The following is a 22,313-nucleotide window of genomic DNA, read 5'->3' on the forward strand; positions in this document are numbered from 1 at the left end:
CTTCCCACAAGGGACAGATCAGGATTGTTCAGCTCACATCCAAGTTGTCACAATTGCGGCACTTTTGTACAGGGTCAGCCAGGGTACGAACGGCAATCTGGCGAGGGTTCGGTTGTTTAATCCGGCTAAATGGGGCTGCGGTAAGCGCTCAGTTTTTTCAAACGATGCGAGCCCGCGAGCGGCGTGAGTTGAACGGGGGAATGCCCTGGAACGCGCGATGACCGATCATCAGCCATCTTGCGCAAACTTGCCTGCCACCGGAGAAGCGGCAGGCTCATTCATCAGTTATCGAGATCCCAGGGGCACTGCTTGACCAGCCCCTCTTTGCCGCTGGCGACGATCGCCTGCTGCACCATCCGTTTGTAGCGATTCTTGATATGGGCGGGCAACGCGGGCACCAGCAGCCGCTCGTCAAACTCCGGCAGCGGGCGATCCGGCAGCACCGCCTGCTCCTGCGGGCTGAGAGGCGGCCGGGAGGCAATATTGCTGGCCGAAATGGTGGGTGTGCCCACCAGCATCTGGCGTTGCAGCGGTGCGCTCAGCAGAAAATCCACCAGCAAGTAAGCGGCCTTGAGCCGTGCGGGATCATCCCCGACATGGCGGGCGATGGAGATCGCATCGAGGGCATAGATGGCCCCCTCCTGCACCATGGCGATCCGCCACTGCTGATCGTTCTGCTTGTTGCACTCCACCAACTCCAGCCCCCAGGTGGTGGCAAAGGTCTGCTGGCGCAGATCCTCACAGCGGTTGGCCTGATTGAACCAGAAGCCGCGACTGGCTCGCAGCCGCTGCGAGAGCTGCTGCTCCACCTCTTGCTGCAAGGTCTTGTCGGCCAGCATCTCGCCGCTGGCAAACAGGGCGGGCGACTTGCCAAGGGAGAGCAGCACCGAGAAGAGCAGCGGCTCGAACTGGTCGCAGAACTCGGCAAACTGGCCCGACGGCGAGCTGTTGGCAAGCACCTGCCAACTGGTGGGCGCTTGCGGCACCTGCTTGCTGTCATAAGCGAGGCTGAACATGGCGTAGGAGAAGGGCACCGAATAGTTGCGCTCCCCCTGCTTGTCATACTCGGTGTTCTTGAGGGCGGGCTTCACCTCGGGGTAGTGCTGCAGGCGGCTGAAATCGATGGGGAGCAGCAGCTTGAACAGCGGCTGGTGATGGGCCTTGTAGAAGTAGCTGGTCGGCAGCACCACATCGGCGCTGCGGGTGCGCAGGGCACGGTAGACGCTGTCGAAATCGGTCAGCAGCGGCTCGATCCGGCTGACCGTCGCTTCCACCCCATGGGCTTTGGCGTAGTCGGCAAACTGTTGTTCATAACCCGCTGGCAGATAGCCCCACTCCAGCAATTTGAGCTGAACCGGGGCCGCCAGCGCCGGGGTCATCCCCAACAACCAGCAAAGAGGCAGTAGACGCATGGCCGGGTACTCCTGACAGGTAAACCTTGTTGCAGTATAGGCCCATGCGCCCACCCGTCAGGCCACCAGCTCGGCCCCCATGCTTGCCAGAATGGAGAGGCTGACCACCGCAAACAGCACGCCGGTCACCAGATTGAGCGGCCGCTGTACCCGCAGCAGCAGGCGCTGGGCACGATCGGTGGAGAGGCTCCACGCCAGCAGCCCGAACCAGCAGAGGGAGATGATGAAGAGCTCGCCCACCAGCAGGCTGCGGGTCATTCCATCCACCTCTGGCGTCACCATGGCGGCCAGCAGACCGATAAAGAACACCAGTGCCTTGGGGTTGAGCAAATTGGTGGCAAGGCCAGTGCGCACGCCCCTGCCCCAGCCGCGCAGCTCGTTGGCGGCGCTGGCCATCAGGGTGCTGCTCTGCTGGCGAGCCGCCATCAGGGCGCCCCACCCCAACCAGCCCAGATAGAGGGCACCGCAGCACTTGATCACCATAAACAGCAGCGGGTGACTGGCGATCAGCATGCTGATCCCGGTCAGGCTCAGAGTGGCGTGCACCATGATCGCCAGCGAGATGCCCAGCGCCGCGCCAAGGGCGGTCGGCCGGTGCAGGCTGGTGCGCAGGATCAGAGCGAAATCGGGGCCGGGGCTGGCCAGTGCAATCAGGTGCATCAGGCCGAGGGTAACAAACAGACTGGTCAGCATAACAACTCTCGCTTTAACGACGGAGAGCCAGCATGGCGGATCAGCGGGGGGCGCGGCTTGTAAAAGATTGCATCTGGGCACGAAATTCGGCGGGTGTCAGACCGAATGCCTGGCGAAAGCCGTGGTGGAAGTGACTCTGATCGAAGAAACCGACCGCCAGCGCCACCTCGCTCACCGCCATGCCGCTCGCCAGCAGCCGCTTGCCCTGCTCCAGCCGCAGCCGTTTCAGCCAGGCATAGGGGGTCATGCCGCTGCGCTTTTTGAACTGGCGCAGGAAGGCGAAGCGGTCGAGCCCAAGCAGCCCCGCCAGCTCTTCCAGCGAGTGGGGCTCGTCGAGGGCGGCCATCAGGTAGTCGCGCAGGAATCGCAACTGGGGATCCGCCAGCTGGTGTACCTCGGGGGCCAGATGCAGCAGCTCCCCCAGCAGGGCAAGCAGCTGGCTCTCGATCAGCAGGCTATCGGCCTTGGGGTTGTCGAGATAGCCGTGCAGTTGGGCAAAGCCCTGATAGAGGTCGGGGCGGCTCTGCAATCCCTTGTCGAAGAAGGGTTCCGGCTGCTCCGGCAGCCAGAGCGCCAGCTGCTGCGGATCGATGGCAAAGACCCGCACCTCATACCCTTCCGGCAACAGGCTGAGGCCGTCGTGCACCTCATCCGGGTTGACGGTAGAGAGCACTCCGCGCACCAGATGGTGGCTGTTCCCCTTGTGGATAAACTTCTGGCCACCCCGCTGCACCAGCCCGATATGGTAGTCGAGATGGACATGGCGGCCGTAGCTGAACGCCCTGTGGTGGGAGTGTGACAGCTCGACCCCCGGCAGGTGCGGGGATTGCCAGTAGCGGATGAGGGAATCGGTGGTATTCATGGGTTATAGATACACCAGAAGCGGGCCTTGGACTTGTAGATTCTTGCACGCAACCCCCTCTCAACGCCCCCACAGCCGCGGGGTTGGCTCCACCAGTGAGGCGAGCGGCACCCGCTCCACCATCTGACGCATACGCTGCACCAGTTCGGGATTGCCATCCCCCAGCGACTTATTCAGCACGATATGCACCTGCAACGGGGTGACCGGCAGGTAGATGAGGCGGGTCGCCGCAGGGAGCTTGGCACGAAAATGGTTGGCGGAAATATCGTTGGAGAAGAGCGCGGCATCGATGCGCCCACGCAGCAACTTCTGCATGTTGCCATGCTCCCAGCTGAGCTGGGAGAGGGTGTCGATATGGATCTGCGGATGCTGCAACAGCGGCGGCACGATCGCCTGACTCGACCAGCCGATGGTGGTGCCGTAGAGATCTTCTTGCCGTTCGACCGAGTGAAGCCGCGATGGCACCAGTACCACCAGCACCGGCCGCAGCAGCAACAGGTGGGGGTCGATATAGCGAAAGTGACGGGCACGCTCGGGACTGTAACTCAGCAGCGGGGTCAGATCGCACTCGCCGCTCTCGAGGTTGCTAAGCAGCCGCGCCACATTGAGCCCCTGCCACTCGATGGTGCGCCCGATCGCGGGTTCGATATGACGGCGAAAGTAGTCGATCACCGGCCCGGAGACCTTGCCCTGCTGATCAATGGTGACCAGCGGCGCCAGCTGGAAGACACATCCCCGCAGGGGCGCGGTGATCGCCACGGCCTGGCTGATGGTCATAAATGGGAGAAGAAGTGCCGATAGCAGTAATACCAAACGCGTGCCCGAACGAGAGATGCCCATAGGTGCCGACCCGATGCCCTGATAGCCATCAGCATGGCACAAGGCAAATGAGCGGGCTATCCGCTCCCGCCGCGCTTCGACCTCTTGCGCCCCCTACTCCCATGACCAATGGGCCCCCGCTTTATTGCGGTGAAAATCAATACTTCCGCTGCTTTGATGGATTTTGGTCTCTTGAGATATAGTGCGGCCCCATTCATTAAACCGGCGGATGAGCGCCCCGCCGGACAGGTAGATTCATGAGACTGTTTTTGTTGTTGTTGTCGCTGTTTGCTACGACTGTAAGTTCTGATGAAAAGCCGCGCCTGCCCTATTACGACTGGGGTCGCTGCCCGTTTGAAGGTTGCACCTATAAGACATGGACCACCAAGCAAGAGGTGATCGTCAGAACCGAGCCATCCCTGACGGCCAAAGCGCTGTTCCGGCTACCCCGCGGCCAGCAGGTGGAAGGGCTGACCGGGGTCGTCATTACCGAACAACCGGGGATCGTCGAAATACTCAGATCGGTCAAGCTGGGCTACAACGAGGAGGGAAAAGGGCCGCTGTTGAATATGAAGGCAGGGGAAACGCTTTATATCCTCGGCGGACTGGGTGAAGGCAATAGCCTGTTCTGGTACAAGGGCAAAACCTTCATTCTCGATTATGACTATGCGCGCAAAGAGATCAGATACGGCCGGTCACCGCAGAACCAGTGGTGGGTAAAAATCCGGGACAAGCAGGGGCGTGAGGGTTGGGTTGCCGAAGCCAAAAACTTCGCCCATATGGACCGTTTCGAATAGTGACAGCCAGCTCCCCGAGATAGGGGAGCTGGCCGTGGATGACTCACTGCTTGGGTTGCAGCTTCATCTCTTGCAGATACTCCAGCACCTGGGTTTTGTAGTCCGCCTGATAGGAGAACTTGGTGCTGTCGCACGCCGCGATCAGGTTCACCGCGGTGCAGAACAGGGTTGCCGCCAGCAGCCCCTTGCCAACCCACTGCGGATAACGACGGCTCCAGCGCACCAACAAAAGCAGGATCGGGAACAGGGCGTAGGGGAAGATCAGCATCAGGTGCCAGTAGTTGAAGATGATGGGCGAGAGCGCCGCACTCACCAGCACCGCCAGCACCGCCGCCAGCGCATAGAGACCGAGCCAGCTTTCACCATCCACTGGCGCGCGGTCGCTGCGCAGCAGGCGCGGCTTGAGTTCGCGCCACAGCTGCCAGTTGGCCTTTGCCGCCAGCAGCACAGTCGCCGAGCCTACCCCGTAAATCACCACCCGCCACAGCCAGACTGCCGCCATCTGCAAGTATTCATGGCCTGCCAGCCAGATGAACTGGGTATCGTTGACCAGCTTGCTGGCAAACAACCAGGAGCCGTAACGCAGCCAGTAGAGCACTGATTTCAACACCGGATAGACATGCACCAGCCCCCAGCCGATATAGCGCTGACGCGCCTCGGGATCGACGTTTTGGGTGATGTGGCTGTTGCTCATCACTTCCATGACGTAAGGGATCAAGGAGGCACCGATCAGCAGGGTAGCCACCACCACCCCGCTCCAGCTCACCTTGAGAATGCGGCGCCAGAACAGATAGGTAGACATTACCGCCAGCAGCGGCCAGGAGTAGTGCAGCTGCATCGCCATACCGATGGCCAGCAGGTGAACGATCATGTGCCAAAAGGAGGCCCGCTCGCGCATATGCCAGGCAGACCAGCAGTGCATGGCCGAGAAGATGAACAGATAGGAGGGGTTGTAGAGCAGACTCTCGTACTGGAACCAGGGGTTGAGCCAGCAGAGCACCAGAAACAGCAGGCGCACCCTGTCATCAAACACCTGACGGATCACCGCATCAAACAGCAGGAATCCGACCAACCGCATCGCCAGCAGCAACACCATGGGAGCATAGGGAGAATCCCACAGCAGCAGCGGCCCGCCAATCAGCCAGGCCGACAAGCTCCCCGGCACATTGCCCACAGCACTCGCCGCATTGCCATAGCTGAGCCAGACCCCCTCATAAGCTCCAAGGTAGCCCTTGTAAAGCATCTGGGTCTGATCGCCGGTGAGGAGTTGGTGGCTAAAGAACAATGTACTACAAAATAGACCTAACAATAAAAAGCTACACCATAAAAATCCGTGTTCTGATTTTAAATCATTATTAAAATTTATTTTTAACACGGACATCTCCAACACACCAATTAAATTAACTTGACACTTACATACTACTCACCAAGTTCTCCATGTCTGTATTCCACTATCGCAATGTTTCCATACCATTTATGAACCTATTTATCATCTTAACCTATATTCCTCTGTTGATGCCTCATAGAATTCCCAAGCTTTGCCGAGAAAATAATAAAAACAAGGACTCTCCAGCGCCCTCTAAGTCTGACACAACGTATGAACTCTTTTAAAATAAACTTGAACTTAATGACTGAGGCGCTAACCCAAGAATAATTTTTGCTTAAAAAATAAAATAATGATATGTAAAATTCTTTTTCTATATCAATATTTCTTATCGTACTTCCACCACCAAGATGCACTATTTTAGAAGATGGTACATAACTCACCTTCATATTCTCACGCTGCAACCTCAAACAAATATCCTCTTCTTCACAATATAAGAAATAGTTGCTATCGAAGCCGCCTACTTTAAAGTAATCACTTTTTCTAAAACACATTGCAGCCCCAGAACCCATCTCGACATAAATAGGCTCACAGTACTCTTTCTTACGATCAGGAAATCTACGCCCTTTAATAGCACAATATACTTTATCACCAAAAATAGAATTTATTATTCCTGGTAGATAAGCAAATGATGCCGTTCGTCTACCATCAACTTCATAAATAGAAGGAATCGAAAGAGACACTTGATTATTTTTTTCCATGTAGGAAACCAACTCTTTCAGAGCGTTTTTTTCTACTGTTGTATCATTATTTAAAAATAAAATACAGTCACCAACAGCATTATTTGCGCCAATAACATTCCCCATAGCGAAGCCATGATTTATTTTATTCTTTATGAGCCGAATATGATTGCAATTTATTTTATTTAAGCCTGCTGCTAACAGTTCAACGTCTTCAGGTTGTGAATTATTATCAACAACAATAATTTCATAATCTTGATAGTCACTTTGTAACAGACTCTCAATACACTTAATAGTGTATATTGATGAGTTGTAGTTCAATAAAATTATAGAAATCATATCTCCCCCAAGGTAAAAGACTTTACAGCCTGTTAGACTTCTTCTTTATATGGTTCATTTAGTGAAGTAATTAATAGTGAAAAACACACAAAGAAAAATACAATCCCGGAATTATGGTTAATAAATGCTTGGGAAAGACTGTAATCTATGAGTGTTAGCGATGCCACAGCCATTAAAATATACTTCATTGATGAGTTTTTTTTATACTTATAAAAAATTGATATTGGATAAAAATATACTAAACAAAGTGCAAACAATCCAATTATGCCACGTTTCGCCATTTCATCCAAAAACTGATTGTGAGCATGATAGTTGAAGTTATATATAAACTCAGAAATTTTACCCTGCTCTAACTGTTGCTTCTGTATATGCCGAACACCATTATTACCCCAACCGAATATTGGCTTTTCTTGAAAAGAATCCCAAGCACTTGACCACAATTGAAATCTAATACCTAAAGATGTATCAAGATTTTCACCATCAATAAACTGAACTATATCGTTCCTTGCTGTTTCAATTCTATCCAAAACCCCAGTCTGAGGAATTGATACAATACCAACTCCGCCAATTAAAATACATGTAAAAACCGCCAATAAATAACGACGACCTGAATTTTGATAATGCATAACTATTGTGGTAATAATGACCGGAAGCAGCACCCATCCGCCTCTGGTACCAGATAGAAAACTCCCCAACATCCCCATCAGACATGCCACAAGCATAATTTTTGCAAAAACATAATCTTTGTTCTCTCTATGCCAAAAGTATGCACACAGACAGAATAGACCAAGTGTCATACTTATATTTCCTGATTGGATAGGCATTCCATCACCAAAGGCACGATCCATGCCAATATATATTTTGTCATATATTGCAACAAAGCCTGATATAATAGCACCTACAGCGAATCCAGAAATAATAGAGACAAGGTGTACTCGATACTTAGATAATAATGGTAAAATGATGGCAGCCATTAAGGCTCTACTTGGTCTGTCCAATTCTTTGAGTGTACCGTTATCCAAGAAAATCGATATAGCTTGCACCATAAAATAGAAAATAAAAATCCAAAATAGAATTTTAACTTCTCGTGACATGGCAAACCAATAATCAGCACGCCAAAAAACAAACAAGCTAATTATAGATAATAAAATCGGACCATATGAATAACCACTAGGAATAGCCAAGCAAAGAGCACCAAACAAGAATGCACATACTTGTACTAAGTTATGAGTCAGATGGCTACGAAAAGGCATGAGCAGTGGTGAACAGATGGCCATTAATTACCTCCTAAATACATAATTCCCGCGAATTTTTCGCCACAGCCCAAACACATCGGTGCGGGGGAAAATGGCAATCCGGCGGATCTGGAAAGGGTCTTGGTGCATTGCTTTGGGGCCACTATTGGTAGCAACGGCAAAACGATACCCGGCAGCGATAGCCCGCTCCTTGGCACTCTCGTTCATATCTCCGTAAGGGTAGGCAAACGAGAGCAGCGGATGGCCAAGCAGGGCCTCCAATTGGCGTTTATTCTCCTGAATTTCATGGGTTTGTTGTTCGGGTGTGAGCTTGCTCAAGCGGGGGTGAGTCAGGGTATGACCCCCAATCTCCACATGACCGCTAGCGGCCAGCGCCTTGACCTGCTCACCACTCATCAATGAGACCTTGGTATCCGGATTGGTCGGATGCTCCACATCCCAACGGTTATAACCTTCGCCGGTGACTACGTACACCACAGCTTTGTAACCATATTTTTCCAGCAGTGGCAGCATGCGGGTCAGGTTGTCCTGATAGCCGTCATCGGCGGTGATCATCAGGTACTTCTTGCCGTATTGCAGACGGTGGATAAAGCCTTTGTCCGCCAAATCGCGGAAAGTCAGGGTTTCATAGCCTAGCCACTTCATCAGGCGCAGATGCTTCTCGAACATGGTGATCGGCATCCAGGTGCCGTGCACCCCTTTCTCGCTATCCTGCTCGATAAAGCGGTGGTACATGATGACGGGCATCTCCCGGCGCAGTGTTTCGACTACGGCATCCTGATAGATGGTTTCGAGGCCGGATACTACCCCCTGCAAGCCATACTCATCCTGAATGCGTTGCCGAATGGCTTCCGGCACCACCTTGCTTGCGAGGGCGGATTCGATTTCGCCCTTAAGCGCGGCAAAATCGATGGCCAGATCCTTGGGGCCGATATCGCCAAAATTGCTGGCCAGCGCCTCGTCCAGATTCTGTTCGGTCACCAGACCAATGGCTCTGGCTTCACCAATGGCAAAAGCGGGTCGACCACAGAGCAGTGCTTCCATCGCCACCCGACCGGCGCCGATCACCAGATCGCAACTCGCCAGCAGAGCGGGCACATCATCGACATAACCAACAAACTCGGCACGGCCTTCGAAACGGGCAAAGCGCTCCGGTACCTTGGTACCGCTGACAATCCGCACCTTGCAGGCATCCAGATCGAGTACCTCGTCGAGCAGACGGTAACAGAGCTCCCCTTTGGGGCCGCTCAAACGGCCAATGATGGCAATCACCGGCTTGGGATTGTCCGGCGCTGGCACAGGCTGGAATTTGTCGGTTTCGATACCGTTGCGCAGCACCTGCACTATCGCGGGATCGACCCCCAGATTGTCGACAATCTGATGGGCAATATCCTCACAAACGGCAACTGCCCGATAGCCGAGAGCATGGAATGCCTTGCGCGAAGCGTGCACCGGCTGGCGACCATGAACCGTGGTGATCATCGGGGTGCCAGTCAGCTTGCAGGCCACATAACTGCTCCAGCCGGAGGCGCGGGAGTGAGCATGCACCAACTGAATATGGTGCTTTTTGATGAGATAGATGAGGTAAAAGACGTGCCAGAAGCGGCGCAGAATGCTGCGCTTGTTGAATCTCAGCTTGAAGACGGGGCCAAGAGTCGGTTTGGTCAGGGTATCTGACACATAAAAGACGTTGTGACCACGCCGGGTCAGTTCGTTACCGACCGTGGTGGCATAGACCTCAGCTCCCGTTACCTCGAGCTGGGAGAGTGCCATCAATATATTCATCGCGCGGTTACCCGGTAGAGAAGAGAGGAACGGCAAGCAGCCACAGAGACCAGAAACCGGAAGCAGGCGAGTGCCCACTTCCGGTTTTGCGCTCAAACTGCCGCGTTGTGCTCACCCGTTAGCGGTTGAGCCAGGCCATGTAATCCGCTACCCCTTCGGCAACGGTTTTGAACTCGGCGTCATAACCCACGCTGCGCAGCTTGGTCATGTCAGCCTGGGTGAAGCTCTGGTAGCGGCCCTTGAGGTGATCCGGGAAGGGAATGTACTCAATGGCTCCCTTCTGATGATGCTTGATCACCGCTTCGGCCACGTTCTGGAACGGCTCGGCACGGCCGGTACCGCAGTTGAAGATGCCGGAGTGCTGCGGGTTCTGCCAGAACCACAGGTTTACCTTGCAGACGTCGTCAATATAGATGAAGTCACGCATCTGGCCACCGTTCGGGAAGCCATCGCAACCTTCGAACAGCTTGGGATTCTCGCCCTTCTTCACCTGGGTATTGAGGTGGAAGGCAACGGAGGCCATGGAGCCTTTATGCTGCTCGCGCGGGCCGTAGACGTTGAAGTACTTGAGGCCGACAACCTGAGAGTTGATCTCCGGCATCCAGCGGCGCACGTACTGGTCAAACAGCTGCTTGGAGTAGCCGTAGACGTTGAGCGGCTGTTCGAACTTAGGATCTTCGATGAAGTTGTCGTTACGGCCACCGTAGGTCGCGGCAGAAGAGGCGTAAATGAACGGGATTTCACGCTCGATGCAGTAGTGGAACAGATCCTTGGAGTACTCGTAGTTGACCTCCATGATGAACTTGCCGTTCCATTCGGTGGTAGCAGAGCAGGCGCCTTCGTGGAAGATCACCTCGATACCGTTGTCCCACTCTTCAAACTCGTCGCCGGAGACGATGCGCGCCTGAAACTCGTCCTTGTCCATGTAGTCAGCGATGGTCAGATCGACCAGGTTGACGAACTTGGTGCCGTCGGTCAGGTCATCAATGACCACGATATCGGTCCGTCCTTGAGCGTTCAGCTGCTTGACCAGATTGCTGCCGATAAAGCCAGCACCGCCAGTTACTACGATCATGGAGTTTGCCTCTCGTACGTTGATGGCTACATGTGACTGCTTGTTAAAGCTGTGTATAGTGAGCCAATTTGAAATTGCCGAAAAGTTTATCACGGGCCGTCCGGGGATTCGACCTTGTTCAAAACTGCCCCGATCGGAACCCGCTGGAGGAATGAGTGATGAAAACCAGAGACAGGATCATTCACAGCGCGACCGAGCTGTTCAACGATCAGGGTGAACGCAACATCACCACCAACCACATTGCGGCGCACATGGGTATCAGCCCGGGCAACCTCTACTACCACTTCCGCAATAAAGAAGACATCATCCACTCCATCTTCGACCAGTATGCCCGTCACCTGAGCGAGAGCTTCGTGCCGACCCGCAACCGTGAAATCACCCTGCAGGATCTGATGGGCTATCTCGATGCCATCTTCTATCTGATGTGGCAGTTCCGCTTCTTCTACGCCAACCTGCCGGACATCCTGAGCCGTGACGAGCCGCTGCAACAGAAGTACCTCAAGGCCCAGGAGCAGATGCGCTCCTCCGTGGTCGCGCTGCTCCGGAGCCTGCGCGAAGGGGGCATTATCGATGTCAGCGATGAAGACCTGCCGGATCTGGGCCAGACCATCAAGATGGTGGTGACCTGCTGGATCCCGTTCCAGATTGCCCAGGCCCCCAACACCCGCATCACCAAACCGCTGCTCTATCAGGGCGTGTTGAAGGTGCTGTTCCTGCTGCGCCCCTATGTGCAACCCCAGGTAGCCGGACAGATCCAGCAGCTGGAACTTCACTACCGTCAGCTGGCCCAACCAGCTGGGTGAGATCTGTTTCACATTTGTTGAATATCAGCACAATCATTTGAATTTACCGCAACAGATTGCAGTAAAATGTCGCCCTCTGTTGATACGCAGCTGAAATAGCCACTAAGGATCGAGGATGTCTAACGGATTCTATCGTCACCTGACCGAGCAACTGAACCAGGTGCAAGCTGAAGGGTTGTACAAGCAGGAGCGCATCATCACCTCCGCCCAGCAGACCAGCATCGCCGTCGGCGGTGAGCAGGTACTGAACTTCTGTGCCAACAACTATCTGGGATTGGCCAACCACCCGGATCTGATCGCCGCCGCCCATCAGGGACTCGACAGCCACGGCTTCGGCATGGCCTCTGTACGCTTCATCTGCGGCACCCAGGATCAGCACAAAGCGCTGGAGCAGAAGATGTCTGCCTTCCTCGGCACTGAAGACACCATCCTCTACTCCTCCTGTTTCGATGCCAATGGTGGTCTTTTTGAAACCCTGTTCGGCGCCGAAGATGCCATCATCTCCGATGCCCTCAACCATGCATCCATCATCGACGGTGTGCGGCTGTGCAAGGCCAAGCGTTATCGCTACGCCAACAACGACATGGCCGAGCTGGAAGCCCAGCTCAAGCAGGCTGATGCCGACGGCGCCCGCTTCAAGCTGATCGCCACTGACGGTGTCTTCTCCATGGATGGGGTCATCGCCGACCTCAAATCCATCTGCGATCTGGCCGACAAATACGATGCGCTGGTGATGGTGGATGACTCCCACGCCGTCGGCTTTATCGGCGAGAATGGTCGTGGCACCCACGAATATTGCGGCGTGATGGATCGGGTCGACATCATCACCGGCACCCTGGGCAAGGCGCTCGGCGGCGCATCCGGCGGCTATACCTCCGGCAAGAAAGAGGTGATCGACTGGCTGCGTCAGCGCTCCCGCCCGTACCTCTTCTCCAACTCGCTGGCCCCCTCCATCGTTGCCGCCACTATCAAGGTGATCGACATGCTGGCGGAAGGTCACGACCTGCGCGCACGTCTGAAAGAGAACAGCCGTTACTTCCGCGAGCGGATGAGCGCCGCCGGCTTCACTCTGGCAGGCGCCGACCACGCCATCATTCCGGTGATGCTGGGGGATGCCAAACTCGCCTCCGAAATGGCGAGCCGCATGCTGGCAGCCGGCATCTATGTGGTGGGCTTCTCCTTCCCGGTCGTGCCCAAGGGTCAGGCCCGCATTCGCACCCAGATGTCTGCCGCCCATACCCGCGAGCAGCTGGACAAGGCGATCGACGCCTTTATCCGCATCGGCCGTGAACTCGGCGTTATCTGATTTGAATCAAGGGGCTGCAGCCCCTTTTTTCTGCATTCATATTGAAGGAACAGCCATGAAAGCACTCTCCAAACTGCACAAAGAGGTCGGCATCTGGATGACGGATGTGCCGGCCCCCGAGCTCGGCCACAACGACCTGCTGATCAAGATCCGCAAAACCGCCATCTGCGGCACCGATATCCATATCTACAACTGGGACGAGTGGTCCCAGAAGACCATTCCGGTACCCATGGTGGTCGGCCACGAATATGTCGGCGAAGTGGTCGCCATCGGTCAGGAGGTGCGCGGCTTCGCCATCGGCGATCGGGTCTCCGGTGAAGGGCATATCACCTGCGGTCACTGCCGTAACTGCCGCGCTGGCCGCACTCACCTCTGCCGCAACACCATTGGTGTTGGCGTCAACCGCCCGGGCGCATTTGCCGAGTATCTGGTGATCCCCGCATTCAACGCCTTCAAGCTGCCGGACAACATCCCGGACGAGCTGGCCGCCATCTTCGACCCGTTCGGCAATGCGGTGCACACCGCCCTCTCCTTCGATCTGGTGGGTGAAGATGTGCTCATCACCGGGGCAGGCCCCATCGGCATCATGGCCGCCGCCGTCTGCCGCCATGTGGGTGCGCGCCACGTGGTAATCACCGACGTCAACGAATACCGGCTGGAGCTGGCCCGCAAGATGGGCGCCACCCGCGCGGTCAACGTGGCCAAGGAGAAGCTGGCCGACGTGATGAGCGAGCTGGGCATGACCGAAGGCTTCGACGTGGGGCTGGAGATGTCCGGCGTCCCGAGCGCCTTCCAGGAGATGCTCGACAAGATGAACCACGGCGGCAAGATCGCCATGCTCGGCATCCCCCCCTCCACCATGGCCATCGACTGGAACAAGGTGATCTTCAAGGGGCTGTTTATCAAAGGGATCTATGGCCGCGAGATGTTCGAGACCTGGTACAAAATGGCCAGCCTGATCCAGTCCGGGCTGGATCTCTCCCCCATCATCACCCACAGATTCCACATCGACGAATTCCAGCAGGGGTTCGATGCGATGCGTTCCGGCCACTCCGGCAAGGTGATCCTGAGCTGGGATAAATAACCCTTTTCACCCCTTGGTTACTCGAAACCCGGCGAATGCCGGGTTTCTTTTTATCTCCACCACCCAAATTGCCGTGATATCGGCCAAAACTTTGTACGCAGAGTGTTTAACACTTCACACACAAGCGTTTAAATGGCTGTAACTATTCGGTTATAATCCCGTCGTTTACATGGATAATAAAAGACTGCTGGGAGTATATGAGCGTGTTGAAAAAACTGAGCTATTTGCTGGCTGTCGGGATGACGGCCGCCAGCTTGTCTGGGGCAGTGCTTGCTGCCGATGAGATGTCACCGGAAGCCATTGCCGAGCGGATCAAACCAATCGGTCAGGTCTATACCGCCAAGGATCTGGAAGGTATTGCCGGCGCGAGTGCTGCACCGATGGCGGCCGCCTCTTCCGGTCCCCGCGATGGCGAAACGGTATACAAGGGCGCCTGCTTTGCCTGTCACGACACCGGCGCCGCTGGTGCCCCCAAACGGGGTGACAAGGCAGCCTGGGATCCTCGCATCGCCCAGGGCATTGATACTCTCAAGAAACATGCCATTGAAGGCTTTACCGGCAAGTCCGGCATGATGCCTCCGCGCGGCACCTGTGCGAACTGTAGTGATGAAGAGATTGAAAACGCCATCCACTACATGATCGACAAGCTGTAAGTATTTGAAAGGGCCGCAATTGCGGCCCTTTCAATCTATCGGCTTCCGACTACTCTTGTAAGGTAGACATATCGGGAGTTGCACATGTCGTCCCAATTCATCGAACCCCACTACTCAACTCCTCTGTTGGCGTTGGTCTCTGCCATTATGGACTTCCCGGCGCCACAAACCGCCACGTCTGACGATTACGATGCCCTGATCCAGCAGATTGACCAACTCTGCCCGCTGCAACATTTCGGCATGCTGGGCCTCTCCGATACCGGTCTGAACTGGCTTTACGCCTACAAGGTCAGCGATATCTTCAAGCAACAGCTGGGCCGGGAGCAGTCCCGCATCACAGATCAGCTCACCCAGCTGGATGAGGCCGAAGGGTGGTGTGTCTTCCCCATCGAGCATGGCCAGATACAGTGGTTGCTGGCGCGTGGCACCCCCGCCGACCTGCCAACCCTGCGTCTGCTGCTGGAGTGTCTGGCCAAACGGCTGACCGAAACCCAGGCGGGATCCCATCTCACCGAGCTCCCTTCACCGCTGATCCGCAAAGACCCGAACTGGAAAAAGAAAATCGAGAGCATCAGCCGCATCATGCGGCTCGCCAATACCCTGCCGGCTCAGGCGCTCTTCTCCCAACTGGAGGCGGTACTGCGCCAGATGCTTACCATTGAGGACATGCTGCTGGTCAGGTTAACCAGTCAGAAGCTGGAAAAGATCTACCCTGCCCATCCCCATCAGGGAGACGAGTTCATCAGCGGCTTGTGCCACAGCACCAGCAATATCGAGGTGAGCAGGGAGTCACGCTACTGGCACAGCATGCCGCTGCGGCTGCAACAACAGTACTTCGCCCACTTCATCATCAGCACGGCTCAACCGCTGGAGACCGACGACAAGCTGTTTCTCGACTTCCTGCGTGGTCAGCTCACCCTGCTGCTGGAGCTGAGACGGATCCGCCAGCAGCTCAACGACATCAATACCGAAGACTCCATCAACCAGCGGCTGCAACAGCTGCGTCAGACCAACCTCAGGCTGCAAAAGCAGCTCAAGCAGCATCAGGAGCTGGAACGGCGGCTGCAATTCGATGCGCTTCACGACCCGCTGACCCAACTGCCCAACCGCGCGCTGTTGATGAACCACCTCAACCACGCCATGACCCACTACAACCGCTACAAATCGCCGGGATTCGCGGTGATTTTTATCGATGTGGATCATTTCAAGCAGATCAATGACACCCTGGGCCACAGCGCTGGCGATCAGCTCCTCAAGGAGGTGAGCCGCCGCCTGCAAACCTGTATCCGACAAAACGATCTGGTGGCCAGACTGGGGGGCGACGAGTTTGTCATCTATCTGGACAGCAGCAAGAGCGACGATGACATCAGCCCGGTACTGAACCGCATCATCAGCCGCCTCTCCTACCCGTTCCGGCTACTCGGCAACGAGTTGAGCATTACCGTCAGCCTTGGGGTATCGAGCGTCTCCGAGCAAACCTCAGATATCAGCCAGCTGCTCCATCAGGCCGACTTGGCCATGTATCAGGCCAAACGCAATGGTCGCAGTCGCATCGTCAGCTACTCGGATGATTGCATCAACCAGAACTGGAATTCACCGGAAGAGATGCTGGCCAGAGCCCTGCGGGAGGGGCGTATCGTCCCCTACTTCCAGCCTGTGATCCGGCTGCAGGATAGCCGCCTGACCGGACTGGAGGTGATGGCGCGCTGGCTGACCGAGGAGGGGATTCTGAAGGATGCGTTCGACTTTATTCCGCTGGCAGAGCAGTGCGGCCTGATTCTGGAGCTGGATTACCAGATCCTGCGCCACACCTGTCAGCAACTGAAGAACTGGCTGCCAATCTCCGGGCAGGGCAAGTTCAAGGTCGCCATCAATCTGTCGGGCAAGCATCTGGTCAACCACGACCATATCATGCGGCTAATGGGAATTATCGAAGAGGAGGGGGTCGCCCCCGGCTATCTGATTTTTGAATTCAACGAGCGGGAGCTGTCGCGGCAAGATTCCGATGCGCTGGCATCCCTGCACGAGCTGCGCGCCAAGGGTATCCAGATCAGCCTCGATGATTTCGGCACCGGCTTCTCCTCCCTCAACGCCTTGTTCCACTTCCCGGTGGATTACATCAAGGTGGATGACAGCTTTACCCAGCGGATGCTGCAATCACCCAAAGATTTGGCGCTGATCCGCGCCATGCGGGATATCTGTCAGGATCTCGATTACACCCTGGTGGTCGAGGGGATCGAGAACCAACAGCAGTTGCAGAAGCTGATTGATATCGGCTGCCGGATGGGGCAAGGGCGCTATATCTCTCCGCCCATGCCGGGAGCAGACATAGTACCACTACTGACCCCGGCCAATCCTTAGGGTTAATCCTTCTTGAACAACGCCCGCAGGTTGGCAACACCGACCTGCCCCTTCTGCTGGCGCTCCTCGGCAGTCACCTTCTTCTGGTTTTCCCATTCAAGATCATCCTGCGGCAGCTCCAGCAGGAAGCGGCTTGGCTCCGGACGTACCGACTCGCCAAACTGGCGCCGCTCCTTGCAGAGGGTGAAGGTCAGTTCGGTCTGAGCCCGGGTGATCCCCACGTAGGCGAGACGCCGCTCCTCCTCCACATTGTCCTCGTCAATGCTGGTCTGGTGGGGCAGCAAGCCCTCCTCCATCCCCACCATGTAGACATAGGGGAACTCCAACCCCTTGGAGGCATGCAGCGTCATCAACTGCACCTGATCGGCGTCATCCTCCCCCTCGTTGCGTTCCATCATGTCGCGCAGGGTGAGGCGAGTGACCACCTGAGCCAGCGTCATCGACTCCTCCAGCTCATCCCCTTCCAGCATCTCGGTGATCCAGCGATAGAGGGTGGAGACGTTCTGCATCCGCATCTCGGCCGCTTTCGGGCTGGGCGAGGTCTCGTAGAGCCACTCTTCGTAGTGGATCTCCTTGATCATGTCCCGCACCGCCTCCACCGGATTACCGCGCAGCGCCTGATCGCCAAGGCGTACCAGCCAGTTGGTAAATGCCTGCAGGGCCACGAGGCCACGGCCGGAGAGGTGCTGCTCCAGCCCCAGCTCGAAGCTGGCGGCAAACAGACTCTTGCCGCGCTGGTTGGCGTATTGGCCAAGCTTTTCGAGGGTGGTGGGGCCGATCTCGCGACGCGGCAGGTTGACCACCCGCAGAAAAGCGGTGTCCTCATCCGGATTCACCAGCAGCTTGAGGTAGGCCATGATGTCCTTGATCTCGGTGCGGGAGAAAAACGAGGTGCCACCGGAGATACGGTAAGGAATCCGGTTGGTCATCAGCGCCTTCTCGAAGATGCGCGACTGATGGTTGCCCCGATAGAGGATGGCGTAATCCTTGAACCGGGTGCGGTTCATAAACTTGTGGCCCATCATCTCGGCAGCGATCCGCTCCGCTTCGTGCTCCTCGTTCTTGGCGAACAGCACCTTGAGCTTCACCCCCTCATCCAATTCGGAGAAGAGCGCCTTGTCATAGACGTGCGGGTTGTTGGCGATCAGGATGTTGGCGCACTTGAGGATACGCCGCTTGGAGCGGTAGTTCTGCTCCAGCTTGATCAGCTTGAGGCTGGGGAAATCTTCGCTCAGCAGCACCAGATTCTGCGGCTTGGCACCGCGCCAGGAGTAGATGGACTGGTCGTCGTCCCCCACCACGGTAAAACGGGCCCGCTCGCCGACGATCTGCTTCACCAGCTCGTATTGGCTGGTGTTGGTGTCTTGGTACTCATCGACCAGCAGATAGCGGATCTTGTTCTGCCAGCGCTCGCGCACCTCCTGATTGCTCTTGAGCAGCAGGGTCGGCATCACGATGAGGTCGTCAAAATCCAGCGCATTATAGGCCACCATCTGGCGGTGATAACGCTCGTAGAGCTGGGCCATCAACACCTCTTCCGGCCCGCGAGCAATGCGCATGGCGCGGGCGGGCAGGATAAGATCGTTCTTCCAGTTGGAGATTTGGCTGATAAGGGCCGAGAGCTTGTCCTTGTCGTTGTCGAGCTCGTCTTCAGTCAACTCTTTCAGCAGCGCCAGCTGGTCGGTGTCATCGAACAGGGAGAAGTTCGCCTTGAGATTCAGGCTCTTGTGCTCACGACGAATGATATCGAGACCCAGGGTATGGAAGGTGGAGACCATCAGACCCCGCGCCTCCTTGCGCCCCAGAGTCTGGCCGACCCGCTCCTTCATCTCCCGCGCCGCCTTGTTGGTAAAGGTGACCGCGGCGATGTTGCGCGCACTGTAGCCGCACTGCTGCACCAGATAGGCAATCTTGTTGGTGATGACGCGGGTCTTGCCCGATCCGGCACCCGCCAGCACCAGACAAGGGCCGGAGACATACTTGACCGCTTCGTTCTGATTGGGGTTGAGCTTCATGGGCCGGATCTCTTGGCTTATGATGAGGGGCGGCATTGTACCAGAAATCACCCGATGAGCCGTACCTGATGCAAGGCAGGCAACCGCCATTCCGGCTTATCGCGCCTTGTGTTCGGGCGCTATTTTCAGGATCATGGCCGACCTTTCGAGATGATGACTTTTTCCAGATGATGAGGGGAGCATGAATCAGCAACAGCACAACCAACTGCGCAGCCAGTTTCCGGCCTTGGCGCAGGAGGTAAACGGCCACCCTCTGGTCTATCTGGACAACGCTGCCACCACCCAGAAACCACAAGCGGTACTGGATGCCATCGCTCACTACTACCGGGTCGACAACGCCAACGTGCACCGTGCCGCCCACGCCCTGAGTGGCCGCGCGACCCGCGCCTTCGAAACAGCCCGCGAGACGGTCGCCCGCTTCATCAATGCACCCCGCAGCCATGAGGTGATCTGGACCCGCGGCACCACGGAAGCGATCAATCTGGTAGCCCAGAGCTGGGGGATGAGCGAGCTCAAGGCGGGGGATGAAATCATCCTCAGTACGCTGGAGCACCACGCCAATATCGTCCCGTGGCAACTGGTCGCCCAGCGTACCGGCGCGGTGATCCGGGTTATCCCACTCGATAAGCGGGGCGATCTCGATCTGGCCGCCTATCACGCCATGCTGGGACCACGCACCCGGCTCGTGAGCGTGGCCCACGTATCCAATGCCCTCGGTACTGTCAATCCGGTCAAAGAGATGGTGGCAGCGGCCAAGGCGGTTGGCGCCGTGACGCTGATCGACGGTGCTCAGGCGGTGGCTCATCTCGACGTCGATGTGCAAGCCATCGGTTGCGACGTCTACGCCTTCTCCGGCCACAAGCTCTATGGTCCGACCGGCATCGGCGTGTTGTGGGGTCGTTCCGAGCTATTGGAACGGATGCCGCCCTGGCAAGCTGGTGGCGAGATGATCGATCGGGTCAGTTTCAGCGGCACTACCTTCAATACCCTGCCTTTCAAATTCGAGGCGGGCACCCCCCATATCGCTGGCGCTATCGGCCTCGCCGCCGCCATCGACTTTGTGATGGGGCAAGATAGGGAATGGCTCGCCCAACATGAGCAGGCACTGACCGACTATCTGGTAGCTGGCCTGCAACAAGTGCCGGGGTTGCGTCTGGTCGGCGAACCCGGCCAACGCGCCGGTGCGGTCTCTTTCTTGCTCGACGACATCCACCCGCAAGATGCTGCTACCCTGCTCGACATGCAGGGTATCGCCCTGCGAGTCGGCCATCACTGCGCCATGCCGCTGATGGAATCCCTCGGGATCGGCGGCACCATGCGCGCCTCGCTGGCTTGCTACAACAATCGGGATGATGTCGACGCCCTGCTGGCCGCCCTGCACAAACTCTGTGACTTCTTCTAAGGCAGACAACCGAATGAGTGACCTCGCAAGCTATACCCAGATTGGCCTTGAGCCCAACGCCGACACCATCCGCCAGCAGTTTGCCGCCGCCCACGGCTGGGAGAACCAGTATCGGCTCATCATCCAGCTCGGCAAGCAGCTGCCAGCGCTACCCGCCGAATGGCAGCAGGAGGAGTTCCGCCTCAAGGGGTGTGAAAGCCAGGCTTGGCTGAAGGGAGAACAAAGCGAGGATGGCTGCTGGCACTTTGCCTGTGATTCCGATGCTCGCATCGTGCGTGGCCTTATCGTCATCGTGCTGGCGGCACTCAACCACCAATCGTCTGCGGCGATCCAGGCCTTTGATATGGAAGGGTATTTCACCGAACTGGGACTTGAGAAACACTTGAGCCCGTCACGAGGTAACGGGCTCAGAGCGATCGTGCTGGCGATCCGGGAGCAGGCAGTCTAACCCGCCTTGTTCAGTGGTCGATTAGGCTTCGCCAATCGACCCGGCGTTTTCATTCCCTGCCTCTTTCTCGGCGCGGGCGCCCCGCTCGGCAATCTTCTTCAATACCCGGGACGCGGCAACCAGCCCAAAGGTTGCCGTCACCGGCGTCACGGCGCCAAAACCGGAGGCGCAATCCATCTTCATGGTGCCATCGCTGGCTGCCTTGGCCTGGCAAGTGCCACCATTGCCATCCGGATAGCTCAGCTGCTCGGTTGAGAAGACACACTCCACCCCGAATTTGCGCGCCGGATTCTTGCTGAAGTTGTGCAATCGGCGCAGATCGGAACGCACCTTGGCCGCCAACGGGTCTTGAATAGTCTTGGCCAGATCGGCCACAGTGATCTGGGTCGGATCCATCTGCCCGCCAGCACCACCCGCCACAATCACCGGGATCTTGTTACGCTTGCAGAAGGCAATCAGCGCCACCTTGGCCTTGACCGAATCGATGGCGTCCACCACATAGTCAAACTCTCGCTTGATATGCTCGGCCAGGTTGTCGGCGGTGACGAAATCGTCCACCTCGATCACTTCGCAATCCGGATTGATGCCGCGAATGCGCTCCGCCATCACCTCGGTTTTGAGGCGACCAACAGTCCCCTGCATGGCGTGGATCTGGCGATTGGTGTTGGTGATGCAGATATCGTCCATGTCTATCAGGGTGATCTGGTTGATACCGGCACGGGCCAGCGCCTCGGCCGCCCAGGAGCCTACGCCGCCGATCCCCACCACACAGACCTTGGCCTGGCTAAAGGAACGCAAGGCGTTCTGACCATAAAGACGGGCAATGCCCCCGAATCGCTGTAGATATTCCGCTTTCATACCACCACCTTGCTTGAGGGCGGCCATTATAACGGCAACCAGAGCCAGCGGCGATGGCATAACCGGAGAAAATCGGGGAGGGAAAACAGAGAAACGGCGGAGAAGAGAGAATGAACGGTCAATTATCAGGCTATTTGCTGAATTGCAGACAATAAAAAACCCCGCTCGATGAGCGGGGTTTCTTGTATTGGGTGCCTGGCAGTGTCCTACTCTCGCATGGCGAATGCCACACTACCATCGGCGCTACCGCGTTTCACTTCTGAGTTCGGCATGGGATCAGG

At 56.4% G+C, this 22,313-nt stretch carries 19 protein-coding genes and 1 rRNA gene; 8 read left to right on the forward strand and 12 right to left on the reverse strand.

Going from position 1 to position 22,313, the window contains the following annotated elements:
* Positions 1-281 precede the first annotated feature (281 nt).
* From AB5Y82_RS06290 to AB5Y82_RS06305, 4 genes are read right to left on the reverse strand one after another with little or no spacing between them, the layout of a single operon-like run.
* Positions 282-1,412: a PotD/PotF family extracellular solute-binding protein gene (locus tag AB5Y82_RS06290; RefSeq protein ID WP_368173774.1), complete on the reverse strand. Its 1,131-nt coding sequence runs from the start codon at positions 1,410-1,412 to the stop codon at positions 282-284.
* Between the two features lie 57 nt (positions 1,413-1,469).
* Positions 1,470-2,105, reverse strand: a complete 636-nt coding sequence (locus tag AB5Y82_RS06295) for a LysE family translocator (RefSeq protein ID WP_100652235.1) — start codon at positions 2,103-2,105, stop codon at positions 1,470-1,472.
* A gap of 40 nt (positions 2,106-2,145) precedes the next feature.
* Entirely contained in the window at positions 2,146-2,967 is an 822-nt protein-coding gene (locus AB5Y82_RS06300) for an AraC family transcriptional regulator (RefSeq protein WP_245132720.1), read from the reverse strand.
* Between the two features lie 60 nt (positions 2,968-3,027).
* On the reverse strand, positions 3,028-3,744 hold the full coding sequence (locus tag AB5Y82_RS06305; RefSeq protein ID WP_111901572.1) for an ABC transporter substrate-binding protein: 717 nt from the start codon (positions 3,742-3,744) through the stop codon (positions 3,028-3,030).
* Between the two features lie 299 nt (positions 3,745-4,043).
* On the opposite strand from AB5Y82_RS06305, the gene AB5Y82_RS06310 reads away from it, so the two are divergent.
* Positions 4,044-4,583 (forward strand): hypothetical protein, encoded by a 540-nt coding sequence (locus tag AB5Y82_RS06310; RefSeq protein ID WP_368173775.1) that lies wholly within the window; start codon positions 4,044-4,046, stop codon positions 4,581-4,583.
* Between the two features lie 43 nt (positions 4,584-4,626).
* Here the strand turns inward: AB5Y82_RS06310 and AB5Y82_RS06315 are convergent, their stop codons facing one another.
* The 5 genes from AB5Y82_RS06315 to rfaD form a co-directional block, all read right to left on the reverse strand.
* The gene (locus tag AB5Y82_RS06315; protein ID WP_368173776.1) at positions 4,627-5,826 is read right to left on the reverse strand and encodes a 3-deoxy-D-manno-octulosonic acid transferase; all 1,200 of its coding nucleotides are present in this window, start codon (positions 5,824-5,826) and stop codon (positions 4,627-4,629) included.
* A 251-nt stretch (positions 5,827-6,077) separates the two neighbouring features.
* The gene (locus AB5Y82_RS06320) at positions 6,078-6,986 is read right to left on the reverse strand and encodes a glycosyltransferase family 2 protein (RefSeq protein ID WP_368173777.1); all 909 of its coding nucleotides are present in this window, start codon (positions 6,984-6,986) and stop codon (positions 6,078-6,080) included.
* Between the two features lie 32 nt (positions 6,987-7,018).
* Positions 7,019-8,263 carry an O-antigen ligase family protein gene (locus tag AB5Y82_RS06325; protein WP_368173778.1) on the reverse strand — a complete coding sequence of 415 codons (1,245 nt, stop codon included), beginning with the start codon at positions 8,261-8,263 and terminating at the stop codon, positions 7,019-7,021.
* A 3-nt stretch (positions 8,264-8,266) separates the two neighbouring features.
* On the reverse strand, positions 8,267-10,027 hold the full coding sequence (locus AB5Y82_RS06330) for a polysaccharide deacetylase family protein (RefSeq protein ID WP_201937696.1): 1,761 nt from the start codon (positions 10,025-10,027) through the stop codon (positions 8,267-8,269).
* Between the two features lie 118 nt (positions 10,028-10,145).
* Complete coding sequence (rfaD, locus tag AB5Y82_RS06335) at positions 10,146-11,102, reverse strand: ADP-glyceromanno-heptose 6-epimerase (protein ID WP_005340846.1); 957 nt, start codon at positions 11,100-11,102, stop codon at positions 10,146-10,148.
* Positions 11,103-11,260: 158 nt separating this feature from the next.
* Here rfaD and AB5Y82_RS06340 point away from each other — a divergent pair, with 158 nt between their 5' ends.
* The 5 genes from AB5Y82_RS06340 to AB5Y82_RS06360 all read left to right on the forward strand — a co-directional run bounded on the left by AB5Y82_RS06340 (position 11,261) and on the right by AB5Y82_RS06360 (position 17,309).
* A complete protein-coding gene (locus tag AB5Y82_RS06340) occupies positions 11,261-11,905 on the forward strand; it encodes a TetR/AcrR family transcriptional regulator (RefSeq protein WP_042054294.1) in 645 nt (214 codons plus the stop codon).
* A gap of 115 nt (positions 11,906-12,020) precedes the next feature.
* A complete protein-coding gene (locus AB5Y82_RS06345; protein WP_368173779.1) occupies positions 12,021-13,211 on the forward strand; it encodes a glycine C-acetyltransferase in 1,191 nt (396 codons plus the stop codon).
* Positions 13,212-13,266: 55 nt separating this feature from the next.
* Complete coding sequence (gene tdh / locus AB5Y82_RS06350; RefSeq protein WP_005340852.1) at positions 13,267-14,295, forward strand: L-threonine 3-dehydrogenase; 1,029 nt, start codon at positions 13,267-13,269, stop codon at positions 14,293-14,295.
* A 197-nt stretch (positions 14,296-14,492) separates the two neighbouring features.
* The gene (locus tag AB5Y82_RS06355) at positions 14,493-14,948 is read left to right on the forward strand and encodes a cytochrome c5 family protein (protein WP_368173780.1); all 456 of its coding nucleotides are present in this window, start codon (positions 14,493-14,495) and stop codon (positions 14,946-14,948) included.
* An 84-nt stretch (positions 14,949-15,032) separates the two neighbouring features.
* Positions 15,033-17,309, forward strand: a complete 2,277-nt coding sequence (locus AB5Y82_RS06360) for a putative bifunctional diguanylate cyclase/phosphodiesterase (protein WP_368173781.1) — start codon at positions 15,033-15,035, stop codon at positions 17,307-17,309.
* Positions 17,310-17,311: 2 nt separating this feature from the next.
* On the opposite strand, the gene rep is transcribed toward AB5Y82_RS06360, so the two are convergent.
* Positions 17,312-19,324: a DNA helicase Rep gene (gene rep, locus AB5Y82_RS06365; RefSeq protein ID WP_005340859.1), complete on the reverse strand. Its 2,013-nt coding sequence runs from the start codon at positions 19,322-19,324 to the stop codon at positions 17,312-17,314.
* A gap of 181 nt (positions 19,325-19,505) precedes the next feature.
* Between rep and AB5Y82_RS06370 the strand changes: the two genes are divergently transcribed.
* Together AB5Y82_RS06370 and AB5Y82_RS06375 are read left to right on the forward strand one after the other, a co-directional pair.
* Positions 19,506-20,726, forward strand: coding sequence for an aminotransferase class V-fold PLP-dependent enzyme (locus AB5Y82_RS06370; protein ID WP_368173782.1), 1,221 nt, complete (start codon positions 19,506-19,508; stop codon positions 20,724-20,726).
* A gap of 13 nt (positions 20,727-20,739) precedes the next feature.
* Entirely contained in the window at positions 20,740-21,174 is a 435-nt protein-coding gene (locus AB5Y82_RS06375; RefSeq protein WP_058056434.1) for a SufE family protein, read from the forward strand.
* A 21-nt stretch (positions 21,175-21,195) separates the two neighbouring features.
* Here AB5Y82_RS06375 and tcdA read toward each other — a convergent pair whose 3' ends face one another.
* Together tcdA and rrf are read right to left on the reverse strand one after the other, a co-directional pair.
* Positions 21,196-22,032, reverse strand: a complete 837-nt coding sequence (gene tcdA / locus AB5Y82_RS06380) for a tRNA cyclic N6-threonylcarbamoyladenosine(37) synthase TcdA (protein WP_111901584.1) — start codon at positions 22,030-22,032, stop codon at positions 21,196-21,198.
* A 193-nt stretch (positions 22,033-22,225) separates the two neighbouring features.
* Positions 22,226-22,313: ribosomal RNA gene (rrf, locus tag AB5Y82_RS06385) — 5S ribosomal RNA — on the reverse strand; the annotation flags it as partial.

The organism is Aeromonas sp. s13 (assembly GCF_040907905.1).
Classification (GTDB): Bacteria; Pseudomonadota; Gammaproteobacteria; order Enterobacterales; family Aeromonadaceae; genus Aeromonas; species Aeromonas veronii.